Raw genomic sequence first — 17,107 nt, forward strand, 5'->3', positions numbered from 1 at the left:
CCACCTGATAAGGAGTGCACGATGGACCTCAGCCGTCGTCAGTTCTTCAAGGTCGCCGGTATCGGCCTTGCAGGCTCCAGCCTGGGCGCGTTGGGCATGGCCCCGACGGCCGCCTTCGCCGAGCAGGTGCGCCATTTCAAGCTCGCCCACACCCATGAAACCCGTAACACCTGCCCGTATTGCTCGGTCGGTTGTGGGTTGATCATGTACAGCCAGGGCGATGCGGCCAAGAATGTCGCGCAAAATATCATCCACATCGAAGGTGACGCCGACCATCCGGTCAACCGCGGCACCCTGTGCCCCAAAGGCGCCGGCCTGCTGGACTTCATTCACAGCCCCGGCCGCCTGCAATACCCGCAGATGCGCAAGCCTGGCAGCAGCGAGTGGACGCGAGTCTCCTGGGATGAAGCGCTCGATCGCATCGCCGACCTGATGAAGGCCGACCGCGACGCCAACTTCATCGAGAAGAACGCCCAGGGCCAGACGGTCAACCGTTGGCTGACCACTGGTTTCCTCGCGGCATCGGCGGCGTCTAATGAAGCGGGCTACATCACCCACAAGGTGGTTCGCAGTCTCGGCATGCTGGGGTTCGATAACCAGGCGCGTGTCTGACACGGCCCGACGGTGGCAAGTCTTGCCCCGACGTACGGCCGTGGTGCCATGACCAATCACTGGACCGATATCGCCAACGCGAATCTGGTTCTGGTCATGGGCGGCAACGCAGCGGAAGCGCACCCCTGTGGTTTCAAGTGGGTGACCGAAGCCAAGGCGCACAACAAGGCGCGGTTGATCGTGGTCGATCCGCGATTCACTCGGACAGCCTCGGTGGCCGATTATTACGCGCCGATCCGCACCGGTACCGACATCGCCTTCATGGGCGGGCTGATCAACTACTTGTTGACCGAGGACAAGATCCAGCACGAATACGTGCGCAACTACACCGACGTTTCGTTCCTGGTCAAAGCCGGCTATGGCTTCGAGGACGGGATTTTCAGCGGCTATGACGCGGCCAAGCGGGTGTACACCGACAAGTCCGGCTGGGGCTATGAGCTGGGTGAAGACGGCTTCGTCAAGACCGACCCGACCCTGCAGGATCCGCACTGCGTCTATCAACTGATGAAGCAGCATTACAGCCGCTACAACATTGAACTGGCGAGCCAGATCTGCGGCATGCCGGTCGACGCCATGCAGAAAATCTGGGAGGAGATCGCCACTTGCTCGCAACCGGGCAAGACCATGACCATCCTCTATGCCTTGGGTTGGACCCAGCACTCGATTGGCGCGCAGATCATCCGTAGCGCGGCCATGGTGCAGCTATTACTGGGCAACGTCGGCATGCCGGGCGGAGGCGTGAATGCCTTGCGCGGGCACTCCAATATCCAGGGGCTGACCGACCTGGGCCTGCTGTCCAATTCGCTGCCGGGCTACCTCACGCTGCCGGGCGATGCCGAACAGGACTACACCGCCTACATCGTCAAGCGCACGCAAAAACCGTTGCGACCGGGGCAACTGTCCTACTGGCAGAACTACAGCAAATTCCACGTCAGCCTGATGAAAGCCTGGTACGGGGCCAATGCCACGCTGGAGAACAACTGGGCCTTCGACTATCTGCCGAAACTGGACATTCCCAACTACGACATCCTCAAGGTGTTCGACCTGATGGGCCAGGGCAAGGTCAATGGCTACATGTGCCAGGGCTTCAACCCCATTGCGGCATTGCCGGATAAAAACCGCGTGATGGCCGCGCTGGCCAGGCTCAAATGGCTGGTGGTGATGGACCCGCTGGCCACCGAGACTTCGGAATTCTGGCAAAAGGTCGGGCCGTACAACGACGTCGACAGCGCGAACATCCAGACCGAAGTGATTCGCCTGCCCACCACCTGTTTCGCCGAGGAAGACGGCTCGCTGGTCAACAGCAGTCGCTGGCTGCAATGGCACTGGAAGGGCGCCGACGGCCCTGGGGAGGCCTACACCGACATACGCATCATGAGCGAGCTGTTCCTGCGCCTGCGTCAGCGCTATCAGGCCGAGGGCGGTGCCTATCCCGACCCGCTGCTGAAACTGTCGTGGCCCTACAAGATCCCTGACGAACCGTCACCGGAAGAACTGGCCAAGGAGGTCAACGGCTACGCCGTCACCGACTTCACCGATGCCACCGGGGTGCTCATCAAGGGCAATGCGCAACTGGCCGGTTTTGGCCAGCTGAAGGATGACGGCAGCACGGCGTCCGGGTGCTGGATTTTCTGCGGCAGCTGGACCGAAACGGGCAACCAGATGGCCCGGCGCGACAACAACGATCCGTATGGCATGCACCAGCACCAGGGGTGGGCCTGGGCCTGGCCGGCCAACCGGCGGATTCTCTACAACCGTGCCTCGGCCGACCTGCAAGGTAAGCCCTGGGACGAGAAGAAGCGCCTGGTGTGGTGGAACGGCAAAGCCTGGGCCGGCACCGACGTGCCGGACTACAAGGCTGACGTGGCGCCGGAGGCGGGGATGAATCCGTTCATCATGAACCCCGAAGGTGTGGCGCGGTTCTTCGCCGTCGACAAGATGAACGAAGGGCCATTCCCCGAGCACTACGAGCCGTTCGAGACGCCGATCGGTATCAACCCGCTGCACCCGCAGAACAAGAAGGCCACCAGCAATCCGGCGGCGCGGATCTTCGATTCGGTTTGGGACTCACTGGGCGTGGCCAAGGATTACCCCTACGCCGCCACCAGCTACCGGCTGACCGAGCATTTCCACTTCTGGAGCAAGCACTGCAAGCTCAACGCGATTTCCCAGCCCGAACAGTTCGTCGAGATCGGCGAAGTGCTGGCCAAGGAATTAGGCATCGTCGCTGGCGACCGGGTGCGGGTCAGCAGCAAGCGTGGCTTCATCGAGGCGGTGGCCGTGGTGACCAAGCGCATTCGTCCGTTGCAGGTCAACAATCAGATCGTGCACCAGATCGGTATCCCGTTGCACTGGGGGTTCACCGGGCTCACGCGCCACGGCTACCTCACCAACACCCTGGTGCCGTTCCTCGGCGATGGCAACACCCAGACCCCGGAATCCAAGTCATTCCTGGTCAACGTGGAGAAAGTCTAAATGGCCAGCCAAGACATCATTGCCCGCTCGGCCACCACCACCGTGCCGTCATCGGTACGCAACCTGGAGGAAGTCGCCAAGCTGATCGACACCACCAAGTGCATTGGCTGCAAGGCCTGCCAGGTCGCCTGCTCGGAATGGAACGAGCTGCGTGACGACGTCGGCCACAACCTCGGCACCTACGACAACCCGCAGGACCTGAGCGCAGAAACCTGGACCCTGATGCGTTTCACCGAGCACGAAACCGACGCCGGCAACCTGGAATGGCTGATCCGCAAGGACGGCTGCATGCACTGCGCCGAACCCGGCTGCCTGGCGGCGTGCCCCAGCCCCGGGGCGATCATCAAGCACGCCAACGGCATCGTCGATTTCAACCAGGATCACTGCATCGGCTGTGGCTATTGCATCACCGGTTGCCCGTTCAACATTCCGCGCATCTCGCAAAAGGACCACAAGGCCTACAAGTGCACCCTGTGCTCGGATCGGGTGGCGGTGGGGCTGGAGCCGGCCTGCGTGAAAACCTGTCCGACCGGCGCCATCGTGTTCGGCTCCAAGCAGGACATGAAGGAACATGCCGCCGAACGCATCGTCGACCTCAAGAGCCGTGGCTTCGACAACGCCGGCCTGTACGACCCGGCGGGAGTCGGCGGCACGCACGTGATGTATGTGCTGCACCACGCCGACACGCCGAGGCTGTACGCCGGCCTGCCGAGCGATCCGGTGATCAGCCCGTTGGTGGGCCTGTGGAAGGGGGTCAGTAAACCCCTGGCCCTGCTGGCCATGGGCGCGGCGGTTCTGGCCGGGTTCTTCCATTACGTGCGCGTCGGGCCGCAAGTGGTCGAGGAAGATGAACTGCCGCCGTCGAGCGATCCCGCGGTACATGAAGTCGATCCGTCGGTGCACACCTATGATCCGAAGCGGGGGGACAGGCCATGATCCGCAAGCAGATCCTGCGCTACACCAGCAACCAGCGCACCAACCACTGGCTGGTGGCGATTCTGTTCCTGATGGCGGGGTTGTCGGGCCTGGCGTTGTTCCACCCGGCGCTGTTTTGGTTGAGCAACCTGTTCGGTGGCGGGCCCTGGACGCGCATCCTGCACCCGTTCATGGGCGTGCTGATGTTCGTGTTTTTCTTCGGCCTGGTCCTGAGTTTCTGGCGCGCCAACATCTTTATCGCCAATGATCGACTGTGGCTGCGGCGCATCGACCGGGTGATGAAAAATGAAGAGGAGGGTGTGCCTGCCATCGGCAAGTACAATCCCGGGCAGAAGCTGCTGTTCTGGACTTTACTGCTGTGCATGCTGGTGTTGCTGTTGAGCGGGCTGGTGATATGGCGCGCTTACTTCAGCGCCTATTTCGGCATCACCAGCATTCGCTGGGCGATGCTGTTGCACGCGCTGGCCGGTTTCGTGCTGATCCTGAGCATCATCGTGCACATCTACGCCGGCATCTGGATCAAGGGCTCGGTCAACGCCATGCTGCACGGCTGGGTCAGCCGCGCCTGGGCGAAGAAACACCACGGGCTCTGGTACCGCGAAGTGACCCGGGATGAGCGAGTCGATCCGCCGCTGAATAAAAAAGGATAATCACTTGGCCACGATCCTGGAGCCGGGACAGATCGAAGCGGCGGCGACATCGCCGCCGTTTCTGCACCTGCCACCGCATAACCTGTTTGCCTTGCGTGCGCAGCGCCTGGAGCGCCTTGCCGATAGCCATCCGTTGGCCGATTACCTGCGCCTGGTGGCGGGGTTGTGCAACGTGCAGCAACGCCTGATGGACGCTCCACCCGAGGCGGCATTGCCGGACCCGCAACGCGTCCAACTGTGCCTGGATCATGGCCTGCCACCGTTCGCCGCCGACAGCCTGGTGCGCGAGGATGCGTGGCTGGCTTATCTGCACGCGCTGTTGCAGCACTATCAGCCACCGGCGCAACCGGCGGTGGAAAACGCCGTGGCAACCTTGCGTGATGCCAACGTCGGGCAGCTCAAGGCATGGGCGATCGCCTTGGTCAGCGGCCAGTTCGCCTTGCTGCCGGCGGCGCTGGTGCCATTCCTGGGGGCGGCGTTGCAAGTCGCGTGGAGCCATTGGCTGCTGAGTACCAAGGATCTCGCCTTGAAACCCGGCAACAGCCTCAACCAGTGCCCGGCGTGTGGTTCACCGGCCATGGCTGGGGTAATCCGCCATCGCGGCAAGTACAACGGCTTGCGCTACCTGGTGTGCTCGCTATGTGCCTGTGAATGGCATGTGGTGCGGGTCAAGTGCGTGTATTGCGAGCAGAGCAAAGGCTTGCAGTACGTCAGTCTCGACAGCGACCGCTTTGCTGCGGACAAGGCACCGTTGCGCGCTGAAACCTGCCCCGGTTGTCACAGTTATCTCAAGCAGTTGTATCTGGAATGCGACGCCGAGGCCGAAGCGCTGTCCGCCGACCTGAGCAGCCTGATGCTCGACATGCGCCTGGACCAGGAAGGCTTTGTGCGCCCAGCGCCCAACCTGCTGCTGGCACCAGGGGGCGACTGAAGGGAACGTCTACACTCAGGCGGTCAACGTTTGCCGGAGCGCCTGATGTCTGCCAGATCCACCCGCCCAGCCTTGCGACTGCCTTCGATCGACAGCCTGCTGCGCCACCCGGCCTGCCAGTCGCTGGCCGAACGCTATGGGCGCGACGCCTTGCTCGCCAGCCTGCGCCAGTTGCTCGATGATTTGCGCCAACCTGTCCTGGCGGGGCAACTCGACGCGGTCGAACTCACCCCGCAGGTGCTGGCGGGCAGGGCGGGCGAGCGTCTGGCCAGCCAGCATCGCAGCCACGTGCGCCGGGTGTTCAATCTCACCGGGACGGTCCTGCACACCAATCTGGGGCGCGCCTTGTTGCCCCAGGAAGCCATCGACGCCGTGCAAATGGCCGCGCGTTATCCGTTGAACCTGGAGTTTGACCTGCACAACGGCAAGCGCGGCGACCGCGACGATCTGATCGAGGGCCTGATCCGCGAGCTGACCGGCGCCGAAGCGGTGACCGTGGTCAACAACAATGCCGCCGCGGTGCTGCTGACCCTCAACAGCCTGGGTTCGCGCAAGGAAGGCATTATCTCCCGGGGCGAGCTGATCGAAATCGGCGGCGCCTTTCGTATCCCCGACATCATGGCGCGCGCCGGGGTCAAGCTGGTCGAGGTCGGCACCACCAACCGCACCCATGCCCGTGACTACGAAGCCGCCATCGGCCCGCGCAGCGGCTTGATCATGCGGGTGCATGCGAGCAACTACAGCATCGAGGGTTTCACCACCCGGGTGCCGACCGTCGAGCTGGCGCGCCTGGCCCATCAACAGGGCTTGCCGCTGCTCGAAGACCTCGGCAGCGGCAGCCTGCTGGACCTGACCCGCTGGGGCTTGCCGGCCGAACCGACGGTGCGCCAGGCCCTGCTCGACGGCGCGGACATCGTCACGTTCAGCGGCGACAAATTGCTCGGGGGTCCCCAGGCCGGCTTGATTGTCGGGCGCAAGGAACTGATTGCACGGATCAAGAAGAACCCGCTGAAACGGGCGCTGCGGGTCGACAAGTTGACCCTGGCCGCCCTCGAAGCGGTGCTGGGCCTGTACCGCAACCCGGACCGACTGGCCGAACGCCTGCCCAGCCTGCGCCTGCTCACCCGGGCACAAACCGACATCCTGGCGCAAGCCGAGCGCCTGCAACCGTCCCTGGCCACGCGGCTGGGCGCGGGCTGGAGCGTCAGCGCGGTGCCGGCGCTGGGGATGATCGGCAGTGGCAGCCAGCCGGTGGCACGCTTGCCGAGCGCCGCGTTATGCCTGCGGGCCAATACCTCCAAGCGTCAGCGCGGGCGCTGGTTGTTGAATCTGGAACAGGCCCTTCGAGCCTTGCCGATCCCGGTGCTGGGGCGTATCGATGACGACGCCTTGTGGTTGGACGTGCGGCAACTGGACGACGAGCCGGCGTGGCTGGCGCAGCTCGATCAATTGCAGGTGACGTAAGGTGATCGTCGGCACAGCCGGGCACATCGACCACGGCAAGACCGCATTGCTTGAGGCATTGACCGGGCAGGCCGGTGATCGGCGTCGCGAGGAGCGCGAACGTGGCATGACCATCGACCTGGGCTATCTTTACGCCGCACTGGAGCCTGGCGCGGCCTTGACCGGTTTTATCGATGTGCCGGGGCATGAGCGTTTCACCCACAACATGCTCGCCGGTGCACACGGCATCGACCTGGTGCTGCTGGTGGTGGCTGCCGACGACGGCGTGATGCCGCAGACCCGGGAACACCTGGCCATCGTCGAGTTGCTGGGTATTCCCCGCGCCATCGTGGCGATCACCAAATGCGACCGGGTCGAACCGTCCAAGGTGCAGGCTGTGCGCGAGCAGATTGCAACGTTGCTGGCGCCCGGTCCTTACGCCGAGGCACCGCTGATCGCGTTGTCGAGCATGACCGGGGAGGGTGTGCAGACCTTGCGTCAAGCGTTACTCAAGGCCCAGTCCGAAGTGCAGCAGCGCAGTCAGGAGGGTGGTTTTCGCCTGGCCATCGATCGCGCGTTTAGTGTCCCCGGTGCGGGCATCGTGGTGACCGGCACGGCGCTGTCCGGCCAGGTCACGGTGGGTGAATCCCTGGTACTCGGCCCCCTTGGCAAGACCGTGCGGGTTCGCGGCCTGCACGCGCAGAACCAGGCGGCCAACGTGGCGGTGGCCGGACAGCGGGTCGCCTTGAACCTGAATGCCGAGCGCCTGGCGCTGTCGCAGATCCACCGCGGCCAGTGGTTGTCGGCCCCGTGGCTGCACGCCCCGACCCAGCGCCTGGACATCGACCTGCAGCTGTTACCCGGTGAACCGCGCGCCTTCGAGCACTTCGAACCGGTGCACGTGCACCTTGGGACACGGGACGTCACCGGGCGGGTGGCCCTGCTGGAGGGGCCCAGCCTGGCGCCGGGGCAACGGATGTTCGCGCAACTGCTGGTCAATGCACCGGTGCAGGCGGTGCTGGGTGACCGGTTGATCCTGCGGGACCAGAGCGCCCAGCGCACCCTTGGCGGCGGCAGGGTCCTCGACCCCTTTGCGCCAAGCCGCCACCGCCGCAGCCCCGAGCGATTGGCGCAGCTTTCGGCGTTGGCCGCGAGCACTCGCCTGGAAGACGTGCTGCCAGGGTTGCTGGCCAACAGCGACAGCGGGCTCGATCCGCAACAGCTTGAACGCCAGTTCAACCGCCCGCGCGCGACCTGGGTGCTGCCCGGCGACATACGCCTGATCGAAACCCGCCAAGAACCGGTCCTGTTCAGCGCCAGCCGCTGGCAGACCTTGCAGGATGAGTTGCAGCAACACCTGGCGCGCTTCCATGAACAGGAGCCGGACCACATGGGCCCGGACCGCGATCGCCTGCGCCGATTTGCCGGCAGCACCCTGGATCGCCCGGTATTCATCAGCCTGCTCGAGCAGTTGCTGGCCACTGGGCATATCGCTGCCAGTGGGCCGTGGTTGCACCTGCCGGAGCATCAGGTGCGCCTGAGCGACGAGGAGCAAGCCTTGTGGCAACAGTTGCAGCCGCGGTTCGACGCCGCCGGGTTCGACCCGCCCTGGGTGCGTGATCTGGGGCATGACGAAGCCAGTGTGCGCGCACTGCTGCGTAAAATGGCGCGGCTGGGACTGTTGCACCCAGTGGTCCGCGATCTGTTCTACACCGACACGATGATCCGTCGCCTGGCGGCTATGCTGTTGCAACTGGCCGATGACAACCCGGTGATCGAGGTAGCGGCATTTCGCGATGCGGTGGGCCTGGGGCGCAAGCGCAGTATCCAGATCCTGGAGTATTTCGACCGGCTCGGCCTGACCCGTCGCGTGGGAGATCGACGCCAGATCCGCGCGGACAACGCCCTGGCACGCAGGACGCAAGATTGAACCAGGGGCCGTTTCAAGGAAGGTAATCGCGCCCGGTGGCGCGGCCGGGCTTCAAACCCGGTTGGGGACGGCATCCGTTCCCGGGCAGGTTCGACTCCGGCTACCTTCCGCCATTTTCGCTTGAATATTGCTCGTAGGAGCCAGGCTTGCCGGCGAACCAGGCGCTGCGGTGTATCTGCGGCACCGCGTTATCGTTCTTCGCCGGCAAGTCGGATCGCCGCACCGCTGGCTCCTAGGGGGGGATGCGTACGGCTCCCGATCAGGTCGGCTCGTAGGCCGCCTCGCTTTGGATTTTGATCTTGCTCTGGCTTTTGATTTTCTTGCCCCCTCACGCCCTGAGCCTGTCCGTCAACGTCAACGTCTGTGGGCGATTGTTGTCTGAGTACATATCCATTGCTGCGGTAACGGCGGCTTATGGTTTCGCCCTTACGGCGACTCCCTTTTTCAAACGCCAAAAAGGAAGCAAAAGGCTTTGCCCCACCACTCGGTGCCTCGCTAGGGCTCGGCATGCCCTCACTCCGGCATTGCTCCGTGGGTCGCCGCGATGGGCCATCCCTGGCCCAGCGCGGCTAAACCGGCGTCCTGCCGGTTTCCCCACTGCGCAATGCCTGCGTTCGGCCATCGTGGTTAACGGGGCACCCAGATCAAAAACCAAAGCGAGGCGGCCTTAAAGCCGACCTGATCTTTGCAGATACCCCCCAACCCTCCGTAGGAGCCAGGCTTGCCGGCGAACCAGGCGCTGCGGTGTCTCTGTTGCACCGCGTTATCGTTCTTCGCCGGCAAGCCTGGCTCCTACAGGGGAAGGCGGACAGGCCTGCAATCAGGTCGGCTTTAAGGCCGCCTCGCTTTCGCGTTTGATCTTGATCTGGCTGTTGATTTTCTTGCCCCATCGAGAGGCTTCGTTCCGGTTCTGCGCAGTGGGTAAACCGGCATGGATGCCGGTTTAGCCGCGCTGGGCCATGGAGCAGGACCGGAGCGAGGGCATGCCGAGCCTTAGCGAGGCACCGAACGCCAGGGGCAAGAGCCCTTGGTTACTTAGGGCCGGGCGGCGTTCCGTTTTTCCAAGTGACTCGCCGTAAGGGCGAAACCCTAGGTGGCCGTTACCGCAGCAATGGATATACACCCAAACATGCACCTGCATGGAAAAAATGCTCTATATCGAACCATCCCGCCGCTCCGCCACCAACAGCAACGATTGCGGCACAGGGCTTTGCGGGTGCTGCGGCTCCTGCAGGCCAACCAGCCGAAAACCGGCCATGTCCAGCGCATTGAACCAACTGGCCAGGGTGCGCAGGTACCACGGCATCGGTTGCCACTGCCCCTCGAACCCGGCGAAAGTCTCTTCCCGCCAGCCATCCTGGTAGTCACCCGCGGCCACGGTCCACGGATGCAGGGTCTGGATCACCAGCGCGCCGCCGGGGGCGAGCAGGGCGTTCATGGCCGCGAGCAACGGGATGATGTCCTGGTGCAGCAAGGCGAAGTTGGCGCAGATCAGGTTGTAGTCATTGCCGATCTGCACTTTGGCCTCTGCCAGCGCTTCATAGCTGGCCAGGTACACCGATGAGGCGCCCGCCGCCCGCGCCGCCTCGACCAGCGTCGCGTCGCCATCCACGCCTGTGGCCTCGATGCCACGATCCGCCAGTGCCCGCAACAGCCAGCCCTCGCCACAGCCGAGGTCGAGCACGCGTTCGGGCTGGCGGCCCAGTATCGCCAGCAGGATGGCCTGGTCGGTGACCTTGAGACGGCTTTCAATGGCGCCGGTGCGCACGGCTTCGATCCAGGCGTGGGCGTTGTGGTGCCAGCTTTGCAGGAGGGTCGATTCGTCGGCAGGCATGGCGATGTCCGAAGTGGTGGGCTGGATAGAAGCATAGGACAGGAGCATGCGAACCATTAGCCCAGCTGCGCCTGATGGGGACAATGCGCGATGTGTGTTGTCGAATGGAGTGACAAGCAACGGTGCATGAACTAGTGGTTGTCGCACCCGCGTTTTTCAATCCTGTCAGATTGAGAGGTGGACTGATGAACAGCATTATCTACATCGTCGGATTGGTGGTGGTTATCGCGGTCGTCCTGTCGTTCCTTGGATTCGCATAGCCTCATGCCGGGCACAAGCGACGGTCTGAACCAGCCCGTCGCAGTGCCTGGGGTTATCGGTTAAAACGCTCGGCCAGGCTGTGCAAGTACTCAGCCATGACTTCAAGGTCCTGGCTGATTGCCGCGCCTTGCTTGGCCTGCCCGGCACTGTGATCGCACAGTTGGGCAATTCGCGTGATCTGTTGATTGATATCCTCAGTCACGTGACTTTGCTCTTCTGACGCTGACGCCATCTGCTGACTCATATCGGTGATCCGGCTGACAGCCTGACTGATGCCGACCAGGGCAGCCTGCACCGCCTCGACACGCTGCATGCTGTCGCGGGAAATCTGCTCACCCCGGGACGCCGTTGCCACTGCGCGATCGGCACCGATGTGCAGGGAGGCGATGATGCCGTGGATCTGCTCGGTGGAGGTGCGGGTGCGCTGGGCCAGGGATCGCACCTCGTCGGCCACCACGGCAAAACCGCGTCCTTGTTCACCCGCCCGGGCCGCCTCGATGGCCGCATTGAGTGCCAGCAGGTTGGTCTGTTCGGCAATGGACGTGATGACATCCACGACGCTCCCGATCGATTGCGTCTCGCTCGCCAGCGCATTGACCGCCTGGCCGATTTCGTTGACGGCGGCGTTCATGGCCTCCATGGCGCGCAGGCTTTGCCCGGCTAACTCGCTGCCATCCCTCGTCAACTGGTCAGCATCGCAGGCGGCATGGGCCGTAGTGATGACGTTTTGCGTGACTTGCAGATTGGTTGCCGCCATTTGCGAGATGGCGGCGGCGGACTGATCGGTTTCGCTGCGCTGGCGGTCAAGCGCCTGCGCTTGCAAGCCGGATAGCTCCGATGACTGCGCCGCCTTGGCCTTCACACTGACCCCGGCATCGACGAGCCGGCTCAAGGCGGTCTGCAAGCGCGCCTCCTCACTGAGCATGGCCATGTCCAGTTGCCCCTGGGGACCATGGTTGTCACTGTAGGTAAGGGCTACCAACCGATCGGCAAAGGCTTTCGGATGTTCGGCCAGAGTGCGTTGTATGGCACTGCGTTGTCGGGACACGATCAGGAACCAGGCAATCCCCAGGCTCACCACCAGTACCCCCTGGGCCGCCGTCTTTGTCAGCCACTGATCAGCCAGCAGTGAAACCGTGGTTGCCATCAGTAATGGCCAGCCCTGTTGCAGCGGCCGGAAAATCCGCGCACTCAGCGCGACGATCGGCTTGCCGGCGCGCATCCTTGCATAGAGCACGCTTGCCCTGCGCACCTGGTCGCGAGTGGGCACCGAGCGAACCGACTCGTAACCACTCAGGCGGCCGTTTTCATACATGGGCGTGACATAGGCACTGACCCAATAATAATCACCATTCTTCGCCCGATTTTTCACAATGCCCATCCAGGGCTTGCCTTGCTTGATGGTGTGCCACATGTGCACGAATACCCCAGGCGGCATATCGGGGTGGCGGACCATGTTATGCGTCTGGCCGACCAGTTCGTCGAAGGTAAAACCGCTGATGTCGACAAAGGCGTCATTGCAGTAAGTGATTCGACTATCAAGATCGGTGGTGGAGATCAGGCGTTGTTCGGCGGGGAATAATCTTTCGTGGTCGGTTACGGGCAGATTCACACGCATAAAATGCGATCCCTGTACGGATTATTATTAGGGTCTTGAACAGGTACATCAGAAAAATACGCGGTTGTGTTCTACACGCATTCCGTGATCGCCGACCCCGCAGTCGACGACACTTTCTTTTCATTTGATGACAACTGCAGGTGTGCCCCCAGCTTTCCCTACTGTCCCTAAGTGAGTTCGGGGCTCGAGGCGGGATAGAGTTCGTCGAGTACCTGCATCAGCGCCCGCTTGCGCGGGTTTTCCAGGCCGGTCCAGGCCACGCCGATGCCGGCTCCGCTCATGGCCAGCGCCAACGGGCGGATCACGACGCCGATGGGCAGCGCCGATGCGGCACCGCTTGGCAGGATGCCGACGCCCAGGCCGGCGGCCACCAACGCCAACTGGGTGGTGAACTCGCCCATCTCCCGGGCAATCGTCAGGGTGATCTTGCGTCGGTGGAAACCCGCCAGCATCTGGTCATACAAACCGGGCGCGAACTTGCGCGCCAGCACCAGCATCGGACACCCGAGCAGATCCTGAGGTTTTATACGGCGTTGGGCGCACAACGGGTGGTCCTGCGGCAGCGCCACCACCAGCGATTCCTCGAAGAGCAGGCGTGTGTGCACGCCAGGCAGATTCAAGGGCAGGCGCACCAGGCCGAAATCCAGGGCGTTGTCCAGCAAGGCCCGGGCCTGCGGCAGCGAAGGCATGTCCTTGAGTTCCAGTTCGATACGCGGGTAGCGCTCCTCCAGCGTACGCACGAGCACCGGCAACAAGTGCGACAGCGTCGAAGACACAAATGCCAGGCGCAACACCCCGACCTCTCCGGCCGCGGCCTGCTGCAACACCTCACGGGCACGCCCGGCCTGGCGCAGGGTCGCCAGGGCCTCAGGCAGAAACAGCGCTCCCTCTTCAGTCAATTCGACCCGGTGGCGGTCACGCTCGAACAACTGCGCCCCGACATCTTCTTCCAGGGCACGTATCTGTGCACTCAAGGCCGGCTGGACAATGTGCAGGCGCGCCGCCGCGCGACCAAAGTGCAGTTCTTCGGCCAAGGCCGTAAAAGCGCGCAGATGCTTGAGTTCCACTTGAGGCTCCCGATGGGCTACAGCGTGCTTGGTGATCACGAACGGTGATCACGGCATCACCATAAACGATTGGCACGCCCAGGCGGTAGCGGTTGAAAGTGACGTCATGGCCCATTCGTAAATCCAGCACAGGGAGACACACATGATCGATAACTTTCGCCTGAACCGGCGTCGGGCGCTGATCACCGGCTCAGTGCGCGGCATCGGCCTGGCCCTGGCCCGTGGGCTGGCACAAGCGGGCGCCCGGGTGGTGCTCAATGGCCGCGATGCCGAGCGCGCCCAGAGCGCCTGCGCGCTATTACGCGATGAAGGCCTGGACGCCGAATACGTGGTGTTCGACGTGACCGACCACCACGCCGTCGCGACCGCCATCGATGGGCTGGAAAACCGCCTCGGTCCGATCGACATTCTGATCAACAACGCCGGGCTGCAGCATCGCCAGGCACTAGAAGACGTCCGTGCGCAAGACTGGCACCGGCTGATTAGCACCAACCTCGACGGCGTATTCAATGTGTCCCAGGCGGTGGCCCGGCACATGATCGCTCGCCGGCGCGGCAAGATCATCAACGTAGGTTCAGTGCAAAGCGAACTGGCGCGGCGCTCCATCGCGCCCTATGCCGCCAGCAAGGGCGCCGTGCGCATGCTCACCCGTGGCATGTGTGCCGACTGGGCAGGTCTAGGCCTGCAGATCAATGCCCTGGCCCCCGGCTATTTCCAGACCGAGCTGAACCAGGCGCTGGTCGACGACCCGGCGTTTTGCGAGTGGCTGGTGCAACGCACACCCGCCGGGCGCTGGGGCCATGTCGAGGAACTGTGCGGCGCGGCAGTTTTCCTTGCCTCGCCAGCGTCCGACTTCGTCAACGGCCAGACCCTCTTCGTCGATGGTGGCTTGACCAGCGTCGTCTAACTCATCCGAAGGACACCCACATGCCTCAATCCCTGCCAACCCTCTGCGGCTCAATCATGGGTTCGCCGTTTTCGCTCTCGGCAAAGATCCACAACGCTGCCTATGACGCCCTGGAGCTGGACTACACCTTTGTCTGTTTCGGCGTCGAAGACCCGGTTGCCGCCGTGGCGGCGATTCGCGCCCTCGGCGTGCGCGGCATGAACGTCTCCATGCCCTATAAAACGGCGGTGATGCCTTATCTGGATACGATCGACGAATCGGCCCGGGTGATCGGCGCGGTCAACACCATCAACAACGTCGACGGGGTTCTGACCGGCTACAACACCGACCACTTGGGCGCGGTGCGCGCCCTGCAGGAAGTCACCGAACTGCACAACAAGCGTATCGCCGTGATCGGTGCCGGCGGCGCTGCCCGAGCGGTGGTCTACGGTTGCCTGCAAGCGGCGGGGGAGGTCACGGTGTTCAACCGCAGTCTCGAATGCGGTGCCGCTCTGGCCGAAGATCTGGGCGCCCGCTGGGGCGGTAGCCTCGAGGCGTTCACGGCCAAGAGCTTCGATATCGTCATCAACGCGACTTCCGTGGGCTTCAAGCAGCCGGACAACAACCCGCTGGATGGCCGCTTGGCCAGCCACCTGATCGTCATGGATGTGGCGTTCATGCCAGTGCACACCGCTCTGTTGCTGCAAGCCAAGGCCCTGGGTTGCCGCACCGTGGCCGGCACGCGCATGTTGGTGCACCAGGCCTGTCGGCAAATCGAGTTGTACACCGGCAAAGAGGCACCCATCGACATCATGGAGCAGGCCATGCTCCAGGAAATCCGGCGGTTGAAACTGTAAGCACCCCAACGACCTGTCAATAACAAGATGCCGTAAAGGCACCTGGAGGTACCCAGATGACTCACGATCATTCTCCATCCGACATCACTTCGACCCCCGACGCCCGCGAGCGCAAGAAAGACTTGCACCGTGCCGCCTGGGCCTGCTCCCTGGGCAGTGCCCTGGAATATTACGACTTCGCGCTTTACACGCTGGCCTCGGCGCTGATTTTCGGGCCGCTGTTCTTTCCGGAACAGACCCGCGCCATGAGCCTGATCGCCAGCTTCGGCACCTACTTCCTGGGCTTTGCGATACGGCCGCTGGGCGGCGTACTGTTCGGCATGATCGGTGACCGCGTGGGGCGCAAGTTCGTGCTGGCGTCGACGGTGCTGCTGATGGGCATTTCCAGCACCCTGATCGGCGCCTTGCCCACCTTCCATCAGGTCGGCTACCTGGCACCGGTACTGCTGGTGATCCTGCGTCTGCTCCAGGGGCTGGGCGCCGGTGCCGAACAGGCCGGTGCCGCGGTGATGATGACCGAGTACGCCCCCGAGGGCCGGCGCGGTTTCTATGCCGCCTTGCCGTTCCTCGGCATCCAGTTGGGCACCATCCTCGCGGCGCTGGTGTATTTCCTGGTGGTCAGCGGCAATGACAACGTGATCGAGAGCGGGCTGTGGCGTTTGCCGTTCTACAGCAGCGTGGTGATCGTTGCATTGGGCCTGTACATGCGCCTGTCGCTCAGGGAGTCGCCGACCTTCATCCGCCTCAAGGCGCTCAAGCGCGTATGCGTCAACCCGCTGAAAAGTGCGATGACCCATTCCCGGCCAACCTTGCTCGTCGGTATCGGCCTGCGCCTGGGGGAAAACGGGGGGTCATCGATTTACCAGGCCCTGGCCGTGAGCTACATCGTTGGGGTGGTGGGGCTGCAAGGGCCGGTGGGCGTGCTGACCCTTATCTGCGCGGCAAGTCTCGGCGCGATGACCGTGCCGATTGCCGGCAAACTCAGCGATCGCTTCGGTCGTGTCGTGGTCTACCGCGCTTTCGCGCTGCTGCAACTGGCACTGGCCTTCCCGGTGTGGTGGGTGCTGAGCCTGGGCAACGTGGCGGCGAGCATCGTAGCCATCTCCATCGCGCTGGGCATCGGTACCTGGGGCATGTTCGGTACCCAGGCGGCGCTCTTGCCTGAACTGTTCGGCTCGCGTCACCGCTACATGGGGGTGTCGATCGCCCGGGAAGTGTCGGCCGTGATCGCCGGTGGCATTGCGCCGATGATCGGTGCCAGCATCATCGCGCTGGTCGTGGCGAGCCACGACGGCGACGCCAGCGCCGGTGTCAAAGCCTGGCTGCCGATTGCCTGCTACCTGACGCTGCTCACGTTGATCACCCTGTACGCCACGTTCAGGACCCCGGAAACCCTCAACCGTGACCTGGACGAAGCACGTGATGCCTGGGAAATAGCCAACGCCGCAACAGCGAGGCCTATCCAGTCCGGAACCAGCGCACGCGCAGTGTGAGATGAACCAGTCAGACCTGTGCCTTCATCAAACGACTCGCTCAACGGTCGATCTTGTCGCGCAGCTTGAAGCGAATGGCTCTTTGGGCTACGCGACAGTTCCACGCGCTCCCCA

The 17,107-nt window shown here is 63.3% G+C and carries 12 protein-coding genes, 1 tRNA gene and 1 pseudogene; 10 read left to right on the forward strand and 4 right to left on the reverse strand.

Features of this window, described 5'->3' with window-relative positions; translation table 11 throughout:
* Positions 1-21: 21 nt before the first annotated feature.
* The 7 genes from fdnG to OH720_RS15560 all read left to right on the forward strand — a co-directional run bounded on the left by fdnG (position 22) and on the right by OH720_RS15560 (position 9,090).
* Positions 22-3,087 (forward strand): formate dehydrogenase-N subunit alpha, encoded by a 3,066-nt coding sequence (gene fdnG / locus OH720_RS15530; RefSeq protein WP_272606353.1) that lies wholly within the window; start codon positions 22-24, stop codon positions 3,085-3,087.
* Positions 3,088-4,023 (forward strand): formate dehydrogenase subunit beta, encoded by a 936-nt coding sequence (fdxH, locus tag OH720_RS15535; protein ID WP_272606354.1) that lies wholly within the window; start codon positions 3,088-3,090, stop codon positions 4,021-4,023.
* Positions 4,020-4,673 carry a formate dehydrogenase subunit gamma gene (locus OH720_RS15540; protein WP_272606355.1) on the forward strand — a complete coding sequence of 218 codons (654 nt, stop codon included), beginning with the start codon at positions 4,020-4,022 and terminating at the stop codon, positions 4,671-4,673. Before fdxH ends, OH720_RS15540 begins: the two co-directional genes overlap by 4 nt.
* A 4-nt stretch (positions 4,674-4,677) precedes the next feature.
* Positions 4,678-5,604 carry a formate dehydrogenase accessory protein FdhE gene (gene fdhE, locus OH720_RS15545; RefSeq protein WP_272606356.1) on the forward strand — a complete coding sequence of 309 codons (927 nt, stop codon included), beginning with the start codon at positions 4,678-4,680 and terminating at the stop codon, positions 5,602-5,604.
* 45 nt (positions 5,605-5,649) lie between these two features.
* Positions 5,650-7,068: an L-seryl-tRNA(Sec) selenium transferase gene (gene selA / locus OH720_RS15550; protein WP_272606357.1), complete on the forward strand. Its 1,419-nt coding sequence runs from the start codon at positions 5,650-5,652 to the stop codon at positions 7,066-7,068.
* A gap of 1 nt (position 7,069) precedes the next feature.
* Complete coding sequence (gene selB / locus OH720_RS15555) at positions 7,070-8,977, forward strand: selenocysteine-specific translation elongation factor (protein WP_272606358.1); 1,908 nt, start codon at positions 7,070-7,072, stop codon at positions 8,975-8,977.
* Positions 8,978-8,994: 17 nt separating this feature from the next.
* Positions 8,995-9,090: transfer RNA gene (locus OH720_RS15560), tRNA-Sec, on the forward strand.
* Between the two features lie 1,040 nt (positions 9,091-10,130).
* On the opposite strand, the gene OH720_RS15565 is transcribed toward OH720_RS15560, so the two are convergent.
* From OH720_RS15565 to OH720_RS15575, 4 genes and pseudogenes are all read right to left on the reverse strand, one after another.
* Complete coding sequence (locus OH720_RS15565; protein ID WP_272606456.1) at positions 10,131-10,811, reverse strand: class I SAM-dependent methyltransferase; 681 nt, start codon at positions 10,809-10,811, stop codon at positions 10,131-10,133.
* A 313-nt stretch (positions 10,812-11,124) separates the two neighbouring features.
* Complete coding sequence (locus tag OH720_RS15570; RefSeq protein ID WP_442967317.1) at positions 11,125-12,387, reverse strand: methyl-accepting chemotaxis protein; 1,263 nt, start codon at positions 12,385-12,387, stop codon at positions 11,125-11,127.
* A 21-nt stretch (positions 12,388-12,408) separates the two neighbouring features.
* Positions 12,409-12,690, reverse strand: a pseudogene (locus OH720_RS31885) (PAS domain-containing protein); the annotation flags it as partial.
* 167 nt (positions 12,691-12,857) lie between these two features.
* Entirely contained in the window at positions 12,858-13,757 is a 900-nt protein-coding gene (locus OH720_RS15575) for a LysR substrate-binding domain-containing protein (protein WP_272606360.1), read from the reverse strand.
* A 142-nt stretch (positions 13,758-13,899) separates the two neighbouring features.
* Between OH720_RS15575 and OH720_RS15580 the strand changes: the two genes are divergently transcribed.
* Genes OH720_RS15580 through OH720_RS15590 form a run of 3 tightly spaced genes read left to right on the forward strand, consistent with a single transcriptional unit; the run spans position 13,900 to position 16,993 of the window.
* Positions 13,900-14,664: an SDR family oxidoreductase gene (locus OH720_RS15580; RefSeq protein WP_272606361.1), complete on the forward strand. Its 765-nt coding sequence runs from the start codon at positions 13,900-13,902 to the stop codon at positions 14,662-14,664.
* Positions 14,665-14,684: 20 nt separating this feature from the next.
* On the forward strand, positions 14,685-15,500 hold the full coding sequence (gene aroE, locus OH720_RS15585) for a shikimate dehydrogenase (protein ID WP_272606362.1): 816 nt from the start codon (positions 14,685-14,687) through the stop codon (positions 15,498-15,500).
* 56 nt (positions 15,501-15,556) lie between these two features.
* On the forward strand, positions 15,557-16,993 hold the full coding sequence (locus OH720_RS15590; RefSeq protein ID WP_272606363.1) for an MFS transporter: 1,437 nt from the start codon (positions 15,557-15,559) through the stop codon (positions 16,991-16,993).
* Positions 16,994-17,107 lie beyond the last annotated feature (114 nt).

Origin of the sequence: Pseudomonas sp. WJP1 (genome assembly GCF_028471945.1) — a bacterium.
Taxonomy (GTDB): Bacteria; Pseudomonadota; Gammaproteobacteria; order Pseudomonadales; family Pseudomonadaceae; genus Aquipseudomonas.

Bases quoted from the DNA above. Each gene is read 5' to 3' on its own strand.
- aroE (WP_272606362.1), top strand. From the start codon at position 14,685: ATGCCTCAATCCCTGCCAACCCTCTGCGGCTCAATCATGGGTTCGCCG.
- OH720_RS15580 (WP_272606361.1), top strand. From the start codon at position 13,900: ATGATCGATAACTTTCGCCTGAACCGGCGTCGGGCGCTGATCACCGGC.
- selA (WP_272606357.1), top strand. From the start codon at position 5,650: ATGTCTGCCAGATCCACCCGCCCAGCCTTGCGACTGCCTTCGATCGAC.
- OH720_RS15540 (WP_272606355.1), top strand. From the start codon at position 4,020: ATGATCCGCAAGCAGATCCTGCGCTACACCAGCAACCAGCGCACCAAC.
- OH720_RS15570 (WP_442967317.1), bottom strand. From the start codon at position 12,387: ATGTATGAAAACGGCCGCCTGAGTGGTTACGAGTCGGTTCGCTCGGTG.
- fdxH (WP_272606354.1), top strand. From the start codon at position 3,088: ATGGCCAGCCAAGACATCATTGCCCGCTCGGCCACCACCACCGTGCCG.
- OH720_RS15565 (WP_272606456.1), bottom strand. From the start codon at position 10,811: ATGCCTGCCGACGAATCGACCCTCCTGCAAAGCTGGCACCACAACGCC.
- OH720_RS15590 (WP_272606363.1), top strand. From the start codon at position 15,557: ATGACTCACGATCATTCTCCATCCGACATCACTTCGACCCCCGACGCC.